This window comes from Roseateles sp. (genome assembly GCF_047654785.1).
Lineage (GTDB): Bacteria > Pseudomonadota > Gammaproteobacteria > Burkholderiales > Burkholderiaceae_C > Pelomonas.
Genome location: NZ_JASGKQ010000002.1, coordinates 937,266 through 956,437 on the forward strand (window position 1 = coordinate 937,266; position 19,172 = coordinate 956,437).

Below are 19,172 nucleotides of genomic sequence, written 5' to 3' on the forward strand. Positions count from 1 at the left end.
GCCGGCTCACCAGCTGCCGATGTTGGGCAGCGACGCCCAGGGCTCGGCCGGCGCCAGCGCGAGGCCGTCTTGCAGCAGTTCCACCGAGATGCCGTCCGGCGAGCGCACGAAGGCCATGCGGCCGTCGCGCGGCGGGCGGTTGATCGTGACGCCGTGGTCGGCCAGGCGCTGGCAGGCGGCGTAGATGTCGTCCACCGCGTAGGCCAGGTGGCCGAAGTTGCGGCCGCCGGTGTAGTGCTCGCCGCGGCCGTCGGCGTCGGGCCAGTTGTAGGTGAGCTCGACCTGGGCGTCGTCGTCGCCGGGCGCGGCCAGGTAGATCAGCGTGAAGCGGCCGGCCTCGCTCTCGTGGCGCCGGACTTCGCGCAGGCCGAGGGCGTCGCAGTAGAAGCGCAGCGAGGCGGCGACGTCCTCGACGCGGACCATGGTGTGCAGGTATTTCATGCCGCGATTGTCGGCGCCCCCGCGCTGCGCTGGCGGCGGGGGCCCATGCGAGACTGGCCGCCATGATGAAGGTCTGCATCGTCGGCCTGGGGGCCATCGGCGGCTGGCTGGCCGCGCACCTGCAGCGGGTGGACGGCGTGCAGGTCAGCGCGCTGGCGCGCGGCGCCACGCTGGCGGCGGTGCGCGAGCGCGGCCTGCGGCTGGACAGCGGCGGCGCCAGTTGGTGCGCGCCGCTGCGGGCCAGCGACGACCCGGCCGCGCTGGGCGCGCAGGACCTGGTGATCCTCGCCGTCAAGGGGCCGGCCGTCGCCGGCGTGGCCGCGCAGGTGGCGCGGCTGATGGGGCCGCGGACGCGGGTGCTGACCGCGCTGAACGGCCTGCCGTGGTGGTTCACCGCCGGCCTGCCGGTGCCGGGCCTGGTGCTGGCGGGCGTGGACCCCGGCGGCCGCATCGCGGCGCTGCTGCCGCCCGGGCGCGTCATCGGCTGTGTGGTGCATGCCAGCTGCCTGGCCGAGTCGCCCGGGCACATCCGGCATGTGCTGGGCAACGGGCTGCTGATCGGCGAGGCCGTGGGCGGCTTGAGCCGCGCGGCGGACGAGCTGGCCGCGCTGCTGGCGCGCGCCGGCTTCGCGGCGCGGGCGGTGGAGAACATCCAGCGCGAGGTGTTCTACAAGCTGTGGGGCAACATGACCACCAACCCCATCTCGGCGCTGACCCGCGCGACGACCGACCGCATCCTGGCCGACGACCTGGTGCGCGAGTTCACGACGGCCATCATGGCCGAGGCCGCGCTGATCGGCGAGCGCGTGGGCTGCCCGGTCGCGCAGACGCCGCAGGACCGGCATGCGATCACGCGCTCGCTGGGCGCGTTCAAGACCTCGATGCTGCAGGACGTGGAGGCCGGCCGCCCCCTGGAGACCGAGGCGCTGCTGGCCGCGCCGCGCGAGCTCGCGCAGCAGCTGGGCGTGGCGACGCCGATGCTGGACGCGCTGCTGGGGCTGACGCGGCTGATGGACGCCTGCCGCCCGGCCTCCTAGCTAGGCGCCCGGCGCGGCGGGCAGCGCGATGCGGGTGTCGAACTTCGCGCGCTTGACGCTGAAGAAGGCCTTGACGTTGCGCACGTTGGCGTCCTGCGTCAGCAGGCGCTGCGTGAAGGCGTGGTAGGCCGGCATGTCGCGCAGCTGCACGACGAGCACGAAGTCCGGCCCCGGCGACACCCGCCAGCACTGCTGCACGGCGGCCTCCCGCACCGCGCGGGCCTCGAAGGCGTCCAGGTGCTCGGCGCCCTGGCGGTCCAGCGTGATCTCCAGCAGCGCGGACAGGCCGGCGCCCAGCCGGTCGGGCGACAGCAGGGCCACGCGGCGCTCGACGATGCCGGCGTCCACCAGCCGCTTGACCCGGCGCAGGCAGGTGGCCGGCGACACCGCCACATGCGCCGCCAGGGCTTGGTTGCTGAGCGAGGCGTCGGCCTGCAGGGCGTCCAGCAGGCGCAGGTCGATGGCGTCCAATCCGTTCATGAATGCATTGGAATCGGTGGAATATTTCAAATCTCTGCCAATGAGAAATATTCGATCTTGATTCGAGGAATTTTGCACGCATCCGCCGTGGTGATCTCCCTAGCATGCCGGCCAGTCATCGAACGGAGAAAACCACCCATGTGCGGCATCGTCGGCGCGGTCAGTCAGCGCAACATCGTTCCCATCCTCGTCGAGGGCCTGAAGCGCCTCGAATACCGCGGCTACGACTCCTGCGGCGTGGCCGTGCACCAGGACGGCGGCCTCAGGCGTGCCCGCTCCACGTCGCGCGTGGCCGAGCTGCAGGTCCAGGCGGACGAGGACGGCATCGCCGCCGGCACCGGCATCGCCCACACCCGCTGGGCCACGCATGGCGCGCCGGCCGTGCACAACGCCCACCCGCACTTCTCGGCCGGCCCCGGTGCCGGCGCGGACGCCGTCGGCCGCATCGCGCTGGTGCACAACGGCATCATCGAGAACCACGACGAGCTGCGCGCCGAGCTGAAGGCGCGCGGCTACGCGTTCTCCAGCCAGACCGACACCGAGGTCATCGCCCACCTCGTGGACCACCTCTACGACGGCGACCTGCTGGACGCCGTGCAGCAGGTGCTGCCGCGGCTGAAGGGCGCCTACGCGGTGGCGGTGTTCTGCCGCGACGAGCCGCACCGCGTGGTCGCCGCCCGCGAGGGCTCGCCGCTGGTGCTGGGCGTGGGCGAGGGCGGCAGCGAGCACTTCGTCGCCTCCGACGCGATGGCGCTGGCCGGCGTGACCGACCAGATCGTCTACCTGGAGGAGGGCGACGTGGTGGACCTGCAGCCCGGCCGCCACTGGATCAGCCACCAGGACGCCGCGACCGGCCGCTTCGCCAGCGTGCAGCGCGAGGTCAAGACCGTGCATGCGCACAGCGGCGCCGCCGAGCTGGGCCCGTACCGGCACTACATGCAGAAGGAAATCTTCGAGCAGCCCACGGCCATCGCCAACACGCTGGAGGCCATCACCGCGATCAGCCCCGAGCTGTTCGGCGATGGCGCCTACCGCGTCTTCAAGGAGGTGGACAACGTCCTCATCCTCGCCTGCGGCACCAGCTACTACTCCGGCTCCACGGCCAAGTACTGGCTGGAGAGCATCGCGCGCATCCCCACCAGCGTCGAGATCGCCAGCGAGTACCGCTACCGCGACAGCGTGCCCAACCCGCGCACGCTGGTCGTCACCATCAGCCAGAGCGGCGAGACGGCCGACACCCTCGCCGCGCTGAAGCACGCGCGCGCGCAGGGCATGGCGCACACGCTGACCATCTGCAACGTGACCACCAGCGCCATGGTGCGCGAGTGCGGGCTGGCCTACATCACGCGCGCCGGGGCGGAAATCGGCGTCGCCTCCACCAAGGCCTTCACGACGCAGCTCGTCGGCCTGTTCCTGCTGACGCTGGCGCTGGCGCAGACGCGCGGCCAGCTCGGCGAGGCCGCCGAGGCCGCGCACCTGAAGGCGCTGCGCCACCTGCCCGTGGCCGTGCAGGCCGTGCTGGCGCTGGAGCCGCAGGTCATCGCCTGGAGCGAGGAGTTCGCGCGCAAGGAAAACGCGCTGTTCCTCGGCCGCGGCCTGCACTACCCGATCGCGCTCGAGGGGGCGCTCAAGCTCAAGGAGATCAGCTACATCCACGCCGAGGCCTACCCGGCCGGCGAGCTGAAGCACGGCCCGCTGGCGCTGGTGACGGCCGAGATGCCGGTGGTGACCGTGGCGCCCAACGACGCGCTGCTGGAAAAGCTCAAGAGCAACATGCAGGAGGTGCGCGCGCGCGGCGGCCAGCTCTACGTGTTCGCCGACGGCGACACCGCCATCGAAAGCGAGGCCGGCCTGCACGTCATCCGCATGCCGGAGCACTACGGCGCGCTGTCGCCCATCCTGCACGTGGTGCCGCTGCAGCTGCTGGCCTACCACACGGCCTGCGCCCGCGGCACGGACGTGGACAAGCCCAGGAACCTGGCGAAGTCGGTCACGGTCGAGTGACGGCGGCGGCCCGGTGCCGCCCTTTGACGCGCCTTGACGCCCTCCGACGCCCACGAAGATGACCGACGCCCGATACACGACCTTGCCGCCCTGGCCCAATGCCTATCCGGCCAGCGGCGCCCGCGCCACCCTGAAAGGCCTGAACGAGGATTTCGTCGTCACCGAGCTGCCGCTGCAGCCGCCTGCCGGCGAGGGCGAGCACCTCTGGCTGGACGTCGAGAAGAACGGCGCCAACACCGCCTTCGTCGCCCAGCGGCTGGCCGAGGCGGCCGGCGTGCAGGAGCGGGACGTGGGCTATGCCGGCCTCAAGGACCGCTATGCCATCACCCGCCAGTGGTTCAGCATCTACCTGCCGAATGGGAGAGAGCAAGGCGGGACGCCCGACCTGACCCAGCTTCAGCACCCGGAGTTCAAGGTGCTGGGCCAGGCCCGCCACGTGAAGAAGCTGCGCCCTGGCGACCTGCTGGGCAACCACTTCCGCATCGTGCTGCGCGGCGTGGCCGGCGACCGCGATGCCATCGAAGCCAACCTGAAGGCCGTGGCGTCGCAGGGCGTGCCCAACTACTTCGGCGCCCAGCGCTTCGGCTTCGAGGGCGGCAACGTCGAGCAGGGCCGGGCCATGCTGGCGCGCGAGATCCGCGTGCGCAACCCGAAGAAGAAGGGACTGTACCTGTCGGCGGTGCGCTCCTTCGTCTTCAATGAGGTGCTGGCGCTGCGCATCCGGCAGGGGCTCTGGGGCCAGGCCCTGCCCGGCGACGTGCTGGACGACGCGGGCCGGCCCACCGGGCCGCTCTGGGGCCGGGGCCGCGTGAGCACCACCGGCCAGGCGCAGGCGCTGGAAATGGGCGTGGCCGAACGGCACCCCACCTTGTGCGACGGCATGGAGCACGCCGGCCTGGACCAGGAGCGCCGTGCGCTGGTGGCGAACCCGGTGGACATGGCGTGGCAATGGCCGCAAGCCGATCAACTGGTGCTGGCCTTCTCGTTGCCCGCCGGGAACTACGCCACGGCCGTGCTGAACGAAATCCTCCGCACGACGGAGCCGGAGCGGCGCACGGAGAACGAGTCCGCGGCGGTCGAGTGACGGGGTGCCCGGCTCGAGGCCGTGCGCTGCGCGCCGCGATCGCGGGACGTCGCCGGGCAAGAAAAAACCCCGCGTCTGCGGGGTTCTTGCAGAGGCGCCGGGACGGGGCCTCGGTCGCCGTGCGCCGACGGGCGGCGCGGGGGTGTGGGCCTCAGGCGGCGGCGCCGAAGCGGGCGGTGGCCACGTCGCCCAGCTGGGCCACGATGGCCACGACCGAGACCGTCAGCGTGATGATCAGCAGTTCCATTTCTTTTTCCTTTGCTCTCGATTGAAACAGCTGCATTCTAAGGGTTAACACCAAGTTGTCAAGGGTTAACCCTAGTGCTGCTGCGGCGGCGGACCGTGCGGGCGGCGGTGCATCCCGGTGATTTCCCGACCGCGCGGTCGGCAAACGGCCGATACCATGGCCGCTCGTTTTTTCTGAGCCGCCATGGACCTCACGATTGCCGCCATCCTCGGCCTCGACGGCCTGACCAACGGGGCCATCTATGCCCTCGTCGCGCTGGCCCTGGTGCTGGTGTTCTCGGTCACCCGCATCATCTTCATCCCGCAGGGCGAGTTCGTCGCCTTCGGCGCGCTGACGCTGGCGTCGCTGCAGATGGGCAAGGTGCCGGGCACCGTGTGGCTGCTGCTGCTGCTGGCGGTGGCCGGCGCGGCGCTGGACCTGGTGCAGGCGCTGCGCGAGCGCTGGGCGGCGGGGCGCATCGCGCGCCGCCTGCTGGGCGCGCTGGTGGTGCCGGCGGCCATCGCCGCGCTGGTGCATGCGCTGGCGCCCCGGCAGCCGGCGCTGATCGTGCAGGTGCTGCTGACGCTGGCCGTCGTCACCGCGATGGGGCCGCTGCTGTACCGGCTGGCCTACCGGGCGCTGTCGGCGGCGAGCGTGCTGACGCTGCTGATCGTGTCGGTGGGCGTGCATTTCGCGCTGACCGGCATCGGCCTGGTGTTCTTCGGCGCCGAGGGCTACCGCACGCCGGCCTTCTGGGACGCGCGCTTCGATGCCGGGCCGCTGAGCTTCACCGGCCAGACGCTGATCATCTTCGGCGCCTCCCTCGTGCTGCTGCTGGCGATGTTCGTGTTCTTCGAGCGCACGCTGATGGGCAAGGCGCTGCGCGCCACGTCGGTGAACCGCACCGGCGCGCGGCTGATGGGCATCTCGGGCGACGCGGCCGGCAGCCTGAGTTTCACGATGGCGGCCTTCATCGGTGCGCTGTCGGGGCTGCTGATCTCGCCGTCCACCACGATCTACTACGACACCGGCTTCCTGATCGGCCTGAAGGGCTTCGTCGCGGCGGTGTTCGGCGGGCTGGCGAGCTTCCCGATGGCGCTCGCCGGGGCCATCGGCGTGGGGCTGATCGAGAGCTTCGGCTCGTTCTACGCGAGCGCCTTCAAGGAGGTCATCGTGTTCACGGTGATCCTGCCCATCCTCCTCTGGCGGTCCTTCGTGGACCCGCACCACGAGGAGCACTGACATGAACCGCACACACCTGTCGATCGCCGCGGCGGTCGCGCTCCTCGCCTTGCCGCTGCTGCCGGTGCCGGACTTCTGGGTCACGCAGCTCAACTACATCGGCCTGTTCTCGCTGGTCGTGCTCGGCCTGGTGCTGCTGACCGGCGTCGGCGGCCTCACGTCGTTCGGCCAGGCGGCGTTCGCCGGCGTGGGCGCCTATGCCACCGGCTACCTGACCGTGGTGCTGGGCCTGTCGCCGTGGCTGGGGCTGGTGGCGGGGCTGGCCGCCACGCTGGTGCTGGCGCTGCTCATCGGCTTGCTGACGCTGCGCATGTCCGGCCACTACCTGCCGCTGGCCACCATCTGCTGGTGCCTGGCGCTGTACTACCTGATCGGCAACCTGGAGCCGCTGGGCAAGTACGACGGCCTGCTGGGCCTGCCGGCGGTGCAGCTCGGCGGCTTCAGCTTCCAGAGCGAGCGCCGCATGTACTGGCTGATCTGGGTCGCCGCGCTGCTGGCGGCCGTGGGCGTCACGAGGCTGCTGGACTCGCGGCCGGGCCGCATCATGCGCGCGCTCAACACCAACCGCGGCGGCGGCGCGACGATGCCCGAGGCCATGGGCGCGTCCACCTTCCGCTACAAGCTGACGATGTTCATCATCGCCGCGCTGCTGGCGGCCGTGTCCGGCTGGCTGTACGCGCACATGCAGCGCAGCGTGAACCCGTCGCCGTTCGGCATCAAGTTCGGCATCGAGTACCTGTTCATGGCCGTGGTGGGCGGCATCGGCACCGTGGGCGGCGCGTTCACCGGCGCGGCGCTGGTCAAGCTCGCCGAGGACCAGCTCAAGGTCGTGCTGCCGGCGCTGTTCGGCGGCTCGGGCAACTACGAGATCATCGTGTTCGGCATCGTGCTGGTGCTGGTGCTGCGCTTCGCGCCGGAGGGGTTGTGGCCGCCGGTCTCGCGCGCGCTGTCGCGCTGGCTGCCCGAGCGCCGCGCCAAGGCGGTGGACGAGGGCGCCCCGCGCCTGAGCGCGCGCAGCCATCCGCAGCCCGGCGCGCCGCTGCTGGGCGTGCGCGCCATCCGCAAGACCTTCGGCGGGCTCACCGCCGTCAACGACATCAGCTTCAACATCCGCGCCGGCGACATCGTCGGCCTGATCGGCCCCAACGGCGCCGGCAAGAGCACCACCTTCAACCTCGTCTCCGGCGTGCTGCCGCTGACCTCCGGCGAGGTCGAGCTGCTGGGGCAGCGCGTGGACGGCCGGCCCAGCCGCGAGATCGCGCGCGCCGGCCTGTCGCGCACCTTCCAGCACGTGAAGCTGGTGCCCGACATGACGGTGCTGGAGAACGTCGCGCTGGGCACCTACCTGCGCACCCGCACCGGCACCGCCCGCGCGATGCTGGGCCTGAACGCGGCCGAGGAGGCCCAGGCCCGCGCCGAGGCGCTGCGCCAGCTCCGGCGCATCGGCCTGGCCGACCAGGCGCACGAGCTGGCCGGCAACCTCGCGCTGGGCCCGCAGCGCCTCGTCGAGATCGCCCGCGCGCTGGCCAGCGACCCGTCGCTGCTGCTGCTGGACGAGCCCGCCGCCGGCCTGCGCCACAAGGAAAAGCAGGCGCTCGCCGAGGTGCTGCGGCAGCTCAAGGCCGAGGGCCTGTCGCTGCTGCTCGTGGAGCACGACATGGACTTCGTCATGAAGCTGACCGACCGCATCGTCGTCATGGAATTCGGCCGCCACCTGATGGAAGGCACGCCCGCCGACGTGCAGGCCAGCCCGGCCGTGCGCGCCGCCTACCTGGGAGCCGAAGAATGAGCGCGCTGCTGGAGGTGCAAGACCTGCATGCCGGCTACGGCCGCGCCGAAGTGCTGCACGGCCTGAGCTTCACGGCGGCCGAGAAGAGCGTCGTCACCGTCATCGGCCCCAACGGCGCCGGCAAGAGCACGCTGCTCGGCGCGCTGATGGGGCTGATCCCGTCGCGTGGCGCCACGCTGCGCTTCGCCGGGGAGGACATCGCCCCGCTGACGCTCGAGGAGCGGGTGCTCGCCGGCCTGGCGCTGGTGCCCGAGAAGCGCGAGCTGTTCGGCACGATGACGGTGGAGGACAACCTGCTGCTGGGCGGCTGGCGGCCCAAGAAGCTCGGCGACCGGCGCTGGCGCGACGGGCTGGAGAGCGTCTACGCGCGCTTCCCGCGCCTGAAGGAGCGCCGCGCGCAGGCGGCCGGCACGCTGTCCGGCGGCGAACGCCAGATGCTGGCGCTGGGCCGGGCGCTGATGGGCCAGCCCAAGCTGCTGATGCTCGACGAGCCCAGCCTGGGCCTGGCGCCGCTGATCGTGCGCGAGATCTTCACCATCGTCGACGGCCTGCGCGCCAGCGGCGTCAGCATCCTGCTCGTCGAGCAGAACGCCCGCGCCGCGCTGCGCGTGGCCGACCACGGGCACGTGCTGGAGACGGGCGAGTTCGGCCTCAGCGGCCCGGCGGACCAACTGGCGGCCGACCCGCGCGTCATCGAAACCTACCTGGGGGCCGTGCGCGGCGATTGAGGCCCTGCTGAGGATGATCTCGGTGCTCGTCTTCGGCCCCCTCGGCGCGGCCGGCGCCGGCCGGCCGTGAGCCTCGACAGGCGCGGCACAGCCATGGGAGAGATCGAAGACTTCTTCGCCCGCTACGAGGAAGGGGCCAACACCTTCGACCCCGACCTCATGACGTCGCTGTACACGGCGGAGTTCATGGCCGGCGAGCCCGGCGGCGTCTCGTGCGGCCGCAACGACGCTGCGCTGCGGGAGGCCTTCATCCAGCGCAAGGCGTTCTTCCAGCGCATCGGATTCCGGCGCGCCAGGATCCTGCAGCTGCAGGCGACGCCGCTCGACGACCGGTACACGATGGTCAAGGTCCACTGGCACCTGACTTTCGAGAAGCCGCCCGGCCGGCCGCTGGACTTCAAGTTCTTCATCACCTATTTCCTCCACGACCCCGGCACCGGCCCCCCGGGCCGCGTTCTGGATCTCCCATGACGACGAGCGGCGCGTGATGCAGGAGGTCGGGCTCATCCCGGGCGCGGCCTGAGGCGCACCATGCAAATCCACGAAATTTTCGTGGATTTGCATGGTGTATCGAATATGCTGTGTCCATGGTCCCCCGCAGCATCCAGCCCCTGTTCGAGCGCCTCGCGCGGCAGTACCCGGTGGTCACGCTGGTGGGGCCGCGGCAGAGCGGCAAGACGACGCTGGCGCGCGCGCTCTTTCCGGCCAAGCCCTATCTGACGCTGGAAGACCCGGACCAGCGCGAGTTCGCGCTGGCGGACCCGCGCGGCTTCCTGGCGGCGCTGCCCGGCGGCGCCATCCTCGACGAGATCCAGCGCGCACCGCAGCTCACGTCCTACCTGCAGGGCGTCGTGGATGCCAACCCGGCGCCGGGCCGCTTCATCCTGACCGGCAGCCAGCAGTTCGAGCTGATGCAGGGCGTCACGCAGTCGCTGGCCGGACGCACCGGCGTGCTGCGCCTGCTGCCGTTCACGGCGGCCGAGGTGGCCTGCGCGGCGCCCGCGCGGCGCGCGCTGCCGCTGGCGGACTGGCTGCATGCCGGCTTCTACCCGCGCATCCACGACCGCGGCCTGGACCCGGGCACCGCGCTGGGCGACTACTTCGCCACCTACGTCGAGCGCGACCTGCGCCAACTGACCGCCGTGCACGACCTGCAGCGCTTCGAGCGCTTCGTGCGGCTGTGCGCGGGGCGCACGGGCCAACTGCTCAACCTCACCAGCCTGGCCAACGATGCCGGCGTGGCGCAGTCCACCGCGCAGGCCTGGCTGGGCCTGCTGCAGACCAGCTATGTCGTGCAACTGGTGCAGCCCTGGTTCGTCAACACCACCAAGCGGCTCGTCAAGTCGCCCAAGCTGTATTTCGTGGACGTGGGCCTAGCCTGCTGGCTGTTGGGCCTGCGTGAGCCGGCCCAGGTGGCGCGCGACCCGCTGCGCGGGGCGCTGTTCGAGAACTTCATCGTCATGGAGGCGATCAAGGACCGGCTCAACCGCGGCGACGCCTCGCCGGTGCATTTCTACCGCGACGCCACCGGCAACGAGGTGGACCTGCTGCTGCCGACCGGCACGCAGGTGCGGGCACTGGAGATCAAGTCCGGCGCGACGGTGAACCCGGACTACTTCCAGGGCCTGCGCCGCTTCGCCGCCCGATACGGCCCGGCGCTGGAGCGCGGTGGCGTCGTCTATGGCGGCGACGCCGGGCAGCCGCGCAGCGACTGGCCGGTGTGGTCGTGGCGGGTGCTGATGGACGGGCCGGCGGGCGCCTGACGGTCGGCGCCGGGTCCAGGGGCGGCCGTCCGCGACCCGAAGCGCGCCGGGTCGGCGTCGGCCGATAGTTTGCCGCTGCAGCCCAGGGAAGCGCCGGTGCGTCAGCGCGGCTGGCGGGCCGCCTGGCGCCGCCGGCCCAGCGCGAGGGCGGCCAGGCCCAGCGCGAGCAGCACCGCGGACCGGGGCTCGGGCACCGGGGTGGCGAGCACGGCGGCGGCGAGCTGCTGGTGGGCAAAGGTGGTCGGGTGGATGCCGTCCCAGAACAGCGCGGTCGCCGTGTCGCAGTGGTTGGCGGCGGCGCCGCAGGCGTCGGTGGTGTTGCTGAAGGCGGGCGACTGCACCGCGGCCTGCAGGAAGCTGAACATGTCGAACACCGGGGTGCCGCTGCCGGCCAGCGCGGCGTCCAGCGCCTGGTTCATCGCCCACGACAGCTGCGTGGCGGCGCCGGTGCTGCCGGTGGCGCGGGCCAGCGGCGTGAGGCCGAAGTCGGGCGTGTTCATCACCAGCACATGCTGGGCGCCGCGCGAGCGCAGGCCGCCGACGATGCCGGCCATGTCCGTGGCGTAGCCGGCCACCGTGGCCGCGAACGCTGCCTGGGCGTCGGTGGCGTTGGCTGCCGGGTCGGCCGCCAGCGTCTCCAGCAGTGCGCGCACGTTGTTGCCGCCGCCGGCGACGATGTAGAGGCTGCCGGCGTCCAGCGTCGCGGGCGCGGTGCCGAGGTAGTGCGCCAGCTGCGTCGTCATGCTGTAGGGGAAGCCGTCGGCCGTCTCGGTGCCGTCCACGCCGGTCTGCGCGCCGCCGAAGGCGTAGTTGTTGCCGCCCAGCACCGAGGGCAGCAGCGGCAGGTGCAGCGACTCGGCCAGGTACTGCGTCCACACCTTGCCGTCGGAGTAGGTGCCGGCGGCGGAGGTCAGCTTGCTGAAGTGGCCGTTGCCGAGCAGGTCCACCGCGGGCGCCGCGCCGCCATGGGCGACCGCCAGCAGCGTGGCGTTGTTGCCGCTGTCCGACAGGCTGTCGCCGAACACGACCAGGCCCGAGTAGCCCCCGGCCGCCGAGGCCGACAGCGCGGCCGCACAAAGCGCGAAGCCCGCAGCGACGCGGGCGAACAAGTGTTTGGACATGAGAACTCCCTGGTAGGCCGCCGACGTCTGGCGGCGGCGCGGAGCATCCGTTGGCGCCGCGAGGGCGTCAACCTGGGAGACATCCCGGGTGGCGCCTTGGAGAAATCCTGCACGGATTCCCGGCTTCTCAGCCCCGGCCCAGCAGCGCGCGGCAGCGTTTTTCGTGCTGCTGGATCTCCGCGAGCGTGACCTCGATGTCGCGGCGCTGCTGCTCCAGCTGCTCGCGGTGCCGGGCCAGGATGGCGAGGAAGGCGCGCAGCTGCGGCGCGGCGCTGGCCTGGCTGTCGTACATGTCGACGAGCTGCTTGATCTCCTGCAGCGGCAGCCCCAGGCGCTTGCCGCGCAGCGTCAGCTTGAGCCGGGTGCGGTCGCGCGGCGTGTAGACGCGGTTGCGGCCCCGGCGGCCGGGCTCCAGCAGGCCGGCCTCCTCGTAGAAACGGATCGCGCGCGGCGTGATGTCGAACTCGGCGGCGAGCTGGGTGATGGTGTAGGTCGCTTCGGTCGCGGGGGAGACAGGGCGGCGGGGCGGCATGGCTAAACTGACTTGACGTTAACGTCAGTCTAGACCGCCCATGGCCAACACCCGCGAATCCGAACTCGACTACGTGCTGGGCGACACCCTGCCCGGCCCCGGCGAGGCGCTGGACCTGGCGCCCGGCGTGCGCTGGGTGCGCATGGGCCTGCCGTTCGCGCTGGACCACATCAACCTGTGGCTGCTGCGTGACCGGCTGGACGGCCGCGAGGGCTGGACCATCGTCGACTGCGGCATCACCAGCGACGACACGCGCGCCAACTGGGAGCGGGTCTTCGCCGAGCGGCTGGACGGCCTGCCGGTGCTGCGCGTGATCGTCACGCACTTCCACCCCGACCACCTCGGCCTGGGCCACTGGCTGACCGAGAAATGGGGCTGCCGGCTGTGGATGAGCGCCACCGACTTCAACCTCGCCCGGCTGGCCAGCGGCTCCACGGTGGGCATGGGCGGCGCGGCGGCCGCGGCCTTCTTCGGCAGCCACGGGCTGACCGACCCCGACGCGCTGGCCAAGATCCGCGACCGCGCCGACTACTACCCGCGCATGGTGCCGGCCGTGCCGTCCAGCTTCCGGCGGCTGATGGACGGCATGGCGATCGACATCGGCGGGCGCGCCTGGCGCTGCATCGCCGGCCATGGCCATGCGCCGGAGCACATCAGCCTGTTCTGCGAGGCGGCCGGGCTGCTGATCTCCGGCGACATGGTGCTGCCGCGCATCTCGACCAATGTGTCGGTCGTGGACGTGGAGCCCGAGGCCGACCCGCTGACGCTGTACCTGGACTCGCTGGCGCGCCACCTCGCGCTGCCCGCCGACACGCTGGTGCTGCCGTCGCACGGCAAGCCCTTCCGCGGCCTGCATGCGCGCATCGACCAACTGCGCGAGCACCACGACGAGCGCCTGGCCGAAGTCGCCGCCGCCTGCCGCGCCGAGCCCACGCACGCCGCCGGCCTGCTGGGCGTGCTGTTCAAGCGCAAGCTGGACCTGCACCAGACCACCTTCGCGATGGGCGAGGCCATCGCGCACCTGAACGCGCTGTGGCTGAAGGGCGAACTCCGGCGCGAGCTGGGCGCCGACGGCGTCTACCGCTTCTCGCCGCGCTGAGGACCGGCCCGGAAAGTGAAATGCCGCCGCCGGAACGTTTCCGGCGGCGGCATCTCTGCCCGGTACCTGTCCTCCCCTGTGGCGTGGGCCGGCGGGCGGTACCCGTGCTGACAGCGAGCCGGAAGTGTTGCCGAATCCGGCGCCGCGGCGGACGAGTTTGGCAGGTGAATATTCACCTTCACTGCGCGACGATGGACTCCTCGCGCAGCGCCTCGCGGGAGCGCTCGAAGTCGGGCAGCACGGAGCGCACCGTGTCCCAGAACGCCGGGCTGTGGTTCATCTCGCGCAGGTGGGCCAGCTCGTGGGCGACCACGTAGTCGATGATGGCCGGCGCGAAGTGGATCAGGCGCCAGTTCAGGCGGATGGAGCCGTCGGCGCTGGCGCTGCCCCAGCGCGTCTGCGCGGACGACAGGCGCAGGCTCTTCATCGTCACGCCCAGCCGCGCGGCGAAGGCGTGGCAGCGCGGCAGGAAGTCCTCGCGCGCGCGGGCCTGCAGCCAGGACTGGGCGAGGTCGCGGATCTGCTCGGCCGACGCGCCGGCCGGCAGCGGCAGGCGCAGCTCGCGCGCGGCGGCGTCCCACACCAGCTCGCGCCCGGCCGGCGCCAGCACCAGCGTCAGCGGCTCGCCCAGGTAGGGCAGGCGGCCGCCGTCCAGCCATTCGATGCGCGCGGCCTGGACGCGCTGCTGGCGCTCGCGCTGCTCGACGAGCTTGCGCAGGATCCAGTCGCCCTTGTGGTGCAGCGCGCGCTCGATCTCGGCCAGCGGCACCCAGCGCGGCGCGCTGACGCGCAGGCCCTGCGGCCCGACGACGAAGCCGATGGAGCGCCGCCGCGCGTGCTTGAGCTCGTAGCCGACGCGGTGCTGGCCCAGCCACAACTCGCGCCGCGTGCGCGCCGCGCCGGGCTCGGCGGGCGCGATCTCCGCCGCCGCGTCGAACAGCGACAGCTGGCTGTCCTGCAGGAGCGGGGCCGGGCGCTTGGGCGGCATGTTCAGTGCTTGTCGTTGGGGGCTCGGCCGGGTGACTGGGCCAGGCTGCCGGCAGTGCCCCCCTCGGGAGGGCCATATGCCTCGGGATCGAGGCGGCGCATCTCGGCCTCGATCCAGTCCTTGACCTCGCGCATCATCTCCACCGGCTCGCGGCCCTCGGGGCGGATCGGCCGGCCGATGGAGATGTCCACGACGCCGGGGCGCAGCAGGAAGCTCTTGCGCGGCCAGCAGCGCGCGGCCGTCGCGGCGATGGGCACGACGGGCAGGCCGGCCTCGATGGCGAGCCGCGTGCCGCCGCTCTTGTAATCGCCCACCTGGCCGCGCGCGATGCGCGTGCCTTCCGGGAACATGATGACCCAGTTGCCCTGCGCGCCCAGGCGCCGGCCCTGGGCCAGCACCCGGTTCCAGGCCTCGGTGCGGCGGCTGCGGTCGATGTGGATCATGTCCATGCGCGCCATCGCCCAGCCGAAGAAGGGCACGTACAGCAGCTCGCGCTTGAACACATAGGCCAGCGGGTGGCTGAACAGCGCCGGGTAGGCGAAGGTTTCCCAGGTGCTCTGGTGCTTGGACAGCAGCACGACGCCGGCGCGGCGGTCCTCGGCCGGCGGCAGGTGCTCCATGCCGTGCAGGCGCCAGCGCACGCCGCAGATCCAGCGCGCGCTCCAGATGGCGACCTTGAGCCAGCCGGCGCAGGCCCAGTAGATCGGGTCGCCGCGGCGGAAGACGGACAGCAGCAGCACGGCCAGCGCCCACGGGATGACCGTGACGACGAGGACGAGGACGAAGATCAGCGAGCGGATGGCGCTCAACACCGTGGACATCAGGGCTCCCGATCGATGGCAGGCGCGCTGCCGAAGGACGGGGCCTGCGGCCTGGGCAGGGCGCAGCCGGTACGGGGTGGGGTCAATTCAGGTCTCCGGCCTGGGTGTCGGGGGCGAAGGTCTGGCCGCGCGCTTCGGCGAGGCGGCGGCGTTCCTCCTGGATGATGGCCTCGGCGCAGGCCGCCAGGTCGGCGTGGACCTGGGCCGCGGGCCGGCCCGCCAGCAGCGGGCGCAACTCGTCCTCGGCCAGCGCGCCCAGCGGCCCGCTCAGCACGACGTGTGGCACGCAGCCGGCGGCGCGCGCGGTCTGCAGGTCGGTCAGCGAGGCGCCCACCATGTGCACGCTGGCCAGCTCGACGTCGAAGCGCTGGCCGATGTCGCGGATCAGCCCCGGCAGCGGCTTGCGGCAGGCGCAGCCTTCCTCGGGCGTGTGCGGGCAGAAGAAGGCGGCGTCCAGCCGCCCGCCCTTCTCGGCCAGCAGCTGGTTGAGCCGCAGGTGCACCGCGTTCAGCGAGGCCATGTCCAGCAGGCCGCGGCCGATGCCGGCCTGGTTGGTCGCCAGCACCGTGTGCCAGCCGGCGTGGTTGAGCCGCGCGACGGCCTCCATCGCGCCGGGCAGCGGGTCCAGCTCCTCGGGGGCCTTGACGTGGTCGTCGCGGTAGCGGTTGAGCGTGCCGTCGCGTCCGAGGATGACGAGCTTCATGCCGTGGGCGTGGTCGGCGGGGCGGGGCATGGTCAGGCGGCCAGGCGCGACAGGTCGGCGACGCGGTTCATCGCCGCGTGCAGCCGGCCCAGCAGCGCCAGCCGGTTGGCGCGCAGCGCGGGGTCGTCGGCGTTGACCATCACGTCGTTGAAGAACACGTCGACCGGGCCCTTGAGCGCGGCCAGGGCCTGCAGCGAGCCGGTGTAGTCGCGCTGCTCGAACAGCCGGTCGGCGGCGGGCTGCACGTCGGCGATGGCCGCGGCCAGCGCCTGCTCGGCGGCGTCCTGCAGCAGTTCGGGCTTCACGTCGGTGGGGCGTTCGCCCTCGACCTTCTTCAGGATGTTGGCGACGCGCTTGTTGGCGGCCGCCAGCGAGGCGGCCTCGGGCAGCGCGGCGAAGGCGCGCACGGCTTCGAGCCGGCGCGGCACGTCGCCCAGGCGCGCGGGGCGCAGCGCCAGCACGGCGTCCACCTCCTGCGCGCTGTAGCCCTGGTCGCGCAGGCCGACGGCCAGGCGGTCGGCGAAGAAGGACAGCAGCGCCTCGCGCGGGTCCTCGATCAACTCGCCGAAGGCCGGCACGGCCGCGTCGATGAGGGCCGGCAGCGCCAGCGGCAGGTTCTTCTCGACCAGGATGCGGATCACGCCCAGCGCATGGCGGCGCAGCGCGAACGGGTCCTTGTCGCCGGTGGGCAGCTGCTTGACGCCGAACAGGCCCACCAGCGTCTCCAGCTTGTCGGCCAGCGCGACCACCGTGCCGGTGTGGTTGCGCGGCAGCGCGTCGCCGGCGAAGCGGGGCTTGTAGTGGTCCTCGATGGCGATGGCGACGCCGTCGCGCAGGCCTTCGTGGCGGGCGTAGTAGCCGCCCATGATGCCCTGCAGCTCGGGGAACTCGCCGACCATGTCGGTCAGCAGGTCGCACTTGGCCAACTGCGCGGCCTGCCTGACCTTGCTGTCCAGCACCTTGAACTCGTCGTCGGCCTCCACCGTGTAGGGCAGGGTGGCCATGCTGAGCTGGTTGACGATGGCGTGGGCGATGGCGCCCACGCGCCCGGCGCGCTCGCCCTGGCTGCCCAGCTTGCCGTGGTAGACGACCTTGGCCAGGCCGGGCAGGCGGTCGGCCAGGGTCTTCTTGCGGTCCTGGTCGAAGAAGAACTTGGCGTCGGCCAGGCGCGGGCGCACGACGCGCTCGTTGCCGCCGGTCACCGCGCTGGCGTCGGCGGGCGCGATGTTGCTGACGACCAGGAAATGGCGGGTCAGCCGGCCCTGCGCATCCAGCAGCGGGAAGTACTTCTGGTTGGCCTTCATCGTCAGGATGAGGCACTCCTGCGGCACGGCCAGGAACTCGGGCTCGAAGGCGCAGGTCAGCACGTTGGGACGCTCGACGAGGGCGGTCACCTCGTCCAGCAGCGCGTCGTCGTCGATCGGCGTCAGGCTGAGCGCGTCGGCCGCGCCCTGGAGCTGGCGCGCGATCTCGGCGCGGCGCTCGGCGAAGCTGGCGATGACGGCGCCCTGCTCGCGCAGCTGCGCGGCATAGCGGTCGGCGGACTCGAGGCTGACGACGGCCTGCGCGGCCTCGAAGCGGTGGCCCTGCGTCGTGCGGCCGGCGGCCAGGCCCAGGGCCCGGACCGGCACGACCTCGGCGCCGTGCAGCGCGACCAGGCCGTGCGCGGGGCGCACGAACTTCACGTCGGTCCAGCCGTCGGCGAGCTGGTAGGTCATGACCTTGGGGATGGGCAGCCGGGCCAGCGTCTCGTCCAGCGCCTTCTGCAGGCCCTGGGCCAGCGTGGCGCCGGGCTGCAGGCTGTCCCAGAACAGCGCCTCGGCCTTGCCGTCCGGCTGGCGCTTGAGCTGCGGCACGACCTCGGGGCCGGCGCCGACGGCCGCCAGCTTCTTCAGCAGCGCGGGCGTGGGCTGGCCGTCGGCCGTCAGCGCGACGGCGACGGGCATCAGCTTCTGCTGCACCGGCCTGTCCGCGGCCTTGGCGGCGACGCCGGCGACGTGCACGCCCAGCCGGCGCGGCGACGCGAAGGGCGTGACGGCGGCATCGGATGCCGCCAGGCCCTGGGCCTTCAGGCTGTCGGCCAGCACGGTGGCGAAGGACTCGCCCAGCTTCTTCAGCGCCTTCGGCGGCAGCTCTTCGACAAACAGTTCAACGAGCAGGTTGGTCATCACGCGGCCGCCTTCTTGTTCTTCAGTTCGATCTGCGCGATGACTTCGTCCGCCCAGGCCTTCGGCGCCATCGGGAAGCCCAGCCGCGCGCGGCTGTCCACGTAGCTTTGCGCGACCGCGCGCGCCAGGTTGCGGATGCGGCCGATGTAGGCGGCGCGCTCGGTCACGCTGATCGCGCCGCGCGCGTCCAGCAGGTTGAAGCTGTGGCCGGCCTTCAGCAGCTGCTCGTAGGCGGGCAGCGCGAGCTTCTCGGCCATCAGGGCCTGGCTGGTCTTCTCGTGCGCGGCGAAGGCCGACAGCAGGAAGTCCACGTCGCTGTGCTCGAAGTTGTAGGTGCTCTGCTCGACCTCGTTCTGGTGGAACACGTCGCCGTAGGTCAGACCCTCGGTGTAGACGAGGTCGTAGACCGACTCCTTGCCCTGCAGGTACATGGCCAGCCGCTCCAGGCCGTAGGTGATCTCGCCAGTGACGGGCTTGCAGTCGATGCCGCCGACCTGCTGGAAGTAGGTGAACTGCGTGACCTCCATGCCGTTCAGCCAGACCTCCCAGCCCAGGCCCCAGCAGCCCAGCGTCGGGTTCTCCCAGTCGTCCTCGACGAAGCGCACGTCGTTCTTCTTCAGGTCGAAGCCGAGCGCCTCCAGCGAGCCGAGGTACAGCTCCAGGATGTTGGCCGGCGCGGGCTTGAGCACGACCTGGTACTGGTAGTAGTGCTGCAAGCGGTTCGGGTTGTCGCCGTAGCGGCCGTCCTTGGGGCGGCGGCTGGGCTGCACATAGGCGGCCTTCCAGGGCTCGGGGCCGAGCGCGCGCAGGAAGGTGGCCGTGTGGCTGGTGCCGGCGCCGACCTCCATGTCGTAGGGCTGGAGCAGGGCGCAGCCCTGGCGGGACCAATAGTCCTGAAGCGTCAGGATGATTTGCTGGAAGGTCAGCATGGGATCAGCGGAAAAGG

Annotated in this window: 18 protein-coding genes; 9 read left to right on the top strand and 9 right to left on the bottom strand. The window is 71.9% G+C overall.

The window, feature by feature from the left end:
* Positions 1-6: 6 nt before the first annotated feature.
* Positions 7-441 (bottom strand): lactoylglutathione lyase, encoded by a 435-nt coding sequence (locus tag QM788_RS08795; RefSeq protein ID WP_415661109.1) that lies wholly within the window; start codon positions 439-441, stop codon positions 7-9.
* A 65-nt stretch (positions 442-506) separates the two neighbouring features.
* Between QM788_RS08795 and QM788_RS08800 the strand changes: the two genes are divergently transcribed.
* Positions 507-1,478, top strand: coding sequence for a 2-dehydropantoate 2-reductase (locus QM788_RS08800; protein WP_415661173.1), 972 nt, complete (start codon positions 507-509; stop codon positions 1,476-1,478).
* Here QM788_RS08800 and QM788_RS08805 read toward each other — a convergent pair whose 3' ends face one another.
* On the bottom strand, positions 1,479-1,958 hold the full coding sequence (locus QM788_RS08805; protein WP_415661110.1) for an Lrp/AsnC family transcriptional regulator: 480 nt from the start codon (positions 1,956-1,958) through the stop codon (positions 1,479-1,481).
* Between the two features lie 138 nt (positions 1,959-2,096).
* Between QM788_RS08805 and glmS the strand changes: the two genes are divergently transcribed.
* The 7 genes from glmS (at position 2,097) to QM788_RS08840 (ending at position 10,794) form a co-directional block, all read left to right on the top strand.
* The gene (gene glmS / locus QM788_RS08810) at positions 2,097-3,962 is read left to right on the top strand and encodes a glutamine--fructose-6-phosphate transaminase (isomerizing) (protein WP_415661111.1); all 1,866 of its coding nucleotides are present in this window, start codon (positions 2,097-2,099) and stop codon (positions 3,960-3,962) included.
* Between the two features lie 58 nt (positions 3,963-4,020).
* Positions 4,021-5,046 (top strand): tRNA pseudouridine(13) synthase TruD, encoded by a 1,026-nt coding sequence (gene truD / locus QM788_RS08815; protein WP_415661112.1) that lies wholly within the window; start codon positions 4,021-4,023, stop codon positions 5,044-5,046.
* 430 nt (positions 5,047-5,476) lie between these two features.
* Entirely contained in the window at positions 5,477-6,514 is a 1,038-nt protein-coding gene (locus tag QM788_RS08820) for a branched-chain amino acid ABC transporter permease (RefSeq protein ID WP_415661113.1), read from the top strand.
* A gap of 1 nt (position 6,515) precedes the next feature.
* Positions 6,516-8,303 carry an ABC transporter permease subunit gene (locus QM788_RS08825; protein ID WP_415661114.1) on the top strand — a complete coding sequence of 596 codons (1,788 nt, stop codon included), beginning with the start codon at positions 6,516-6,518 and terminating at the stop codon, positions 8,301-8,303.
* The gene (locus tag QM788_RS08830) at positions 8,300-9,031 is read left to right on the top strand and encodes an ABC transporter ATP-binding protein (protein WP_415661115.1); all 732 of its coding nucleotides are present in this window, start codon (positions 8,300-8,302) and stop codon (positions 9,029-9,031) included. Before QM788_RS08825 ends, QM788_RS08830 begins: the two co-directional genes overlap by 4 nt.
* Positions 9,032-9,124: 93 nt before the next feature.
* Positions 9,125-9,502 carry a hypothetical protein gene (locus QM788_RS08835; protein ID WP_415661116.1) on the top strand — a complete coding sequence of 126 codons (378 nt, stop codon included), beginning with the start codon at positions 9,125-9,127 and terminating at the stop codon, positions 9,500-9,502.
* 116 nt (positions 9,503-9,618) lie between these two features.
* A complete protein-coding gene (locus QM788_RS08840; RefSeq protein WP_415661174.1) occupies positions 9,619-10,794 on the top strand; it encodes an ATP-binding protein in 1,176 nt (391 codons plus the stop codon).
* Positions 10,795-10,895: 101 nt separating this feature from the next.
* Here QM788_RS08840 and QM788_RS08845 read toward each other — a convergent pair whose 3' ends face one another.
* A complete protein-coding gene (locus QM788_RS08845) occupies positions 10,896-11,915 on the bottom strand; it encodes an SGNH/GDSL hydrolase family protein (RefSeq protein WP_415661117.1) in 1,020 nt (339 codons plus the stop codon).
* A 127-nt stretch (positions 11,916-12,042) separates the two neighbouring features.
* Positions 12,043-12,447 (bottom strand): MerR family transcriptional regulator, encoded by a 405-nt coding sequence (locus QM788_RS08850; protein WP_415661118.1) that lies wholly within the window; start codon positions 12,445-12,447, stop codon positions 12,043-12,045.
* 40 nt (positions 12,448-12,487) lie between these two features.
* Between QM788_RS08850 and QM788_RS08855 the strand changes: the two genes are divergently transcribed.
* Positions 12,488-13,546: an MBL fold metallo-hydrolase gene (locus QM788_RS08855; protein WP_415661119.1), complete on the top strand. Its 1,059-nt coding sequence runs from the start codon at positions 12,488-12,490 to the stop codon at positions 13,544-13,546.
* Positions 13,547-13,724: 178 nt separating this feature from the next.
* Here QM788_RS08855 and QM788_RS08860 read toward each other — a convergent pair whose 3' ends face one another.
* The 5 genes from QM788_RS08860 to glyQ form a co-directional block, all read right to left on the bottom strand.
* Positions 13,725-14,534, bottom strand: a complete 810-nt coding sequence (locus QM788_RS08860; RefSeq protein ID WP_415661120.1) for a M48 family metallopeptidase — start codon at positions 14,532-14,534, stop codon at positions 13,725-13,727.
* Between the two features lie 2 nt (positions 14,535-14,536).
* Positions 14,537-15,355 (bottom strand): lysophospholipid acyltransferase family protein, encoded by an 819-nt coding sequence (locus QM788_RS08865; RefSeq protein ID WP_415661121.1) that lies wholly within the window; start codon positions 15,353-15,355, stop codon positions 14,537-14,539.
* 82 nt (positions 15,356-15,437) lie between these two features.
* Positions 15,438-16,088 (bottom strand): D-glycero-beta-D-manno-heptose 1,7-bisphosphate 7-phosphatase, encoded by a 651-nt coding sequence (gene gmhB / locus QM788_RS08870; RefSeq protein ID WP_415661122.1) that lies wholly within the window; start codon positions 16,086-16,088, stop codon positions 15,438-15,440.
* 2 nt (positions 16,089-16,090) lie between these two features.
* Positions 16,091-18,226, bottom strand: coding sequence for a glycine--tRNA ligase subunit beta (gene glyS, locus QM788_RS08875; protein ID WP_415661123.1), 2,136 nt, complete (start codon positions 18,224-18,226; stop codon positions 16,091-16,093).
* Positions 18,226-19,155, bottom strand: coding sequence for a glycine--tRNA ligase subunit alpha (gene glyQ / locus QM788_RS08880; protein ID WP_415661124.1), 930 nt, complete (start codon positions 19,153-19,155; stop codon positions 18,226-18,228). Before glyQ ends, glyS begins: the two co-directional genes overlap by 1 nt.
* Between the last annotated feature and the right edge of the window lie 17 nt (positions 19,156-19,172).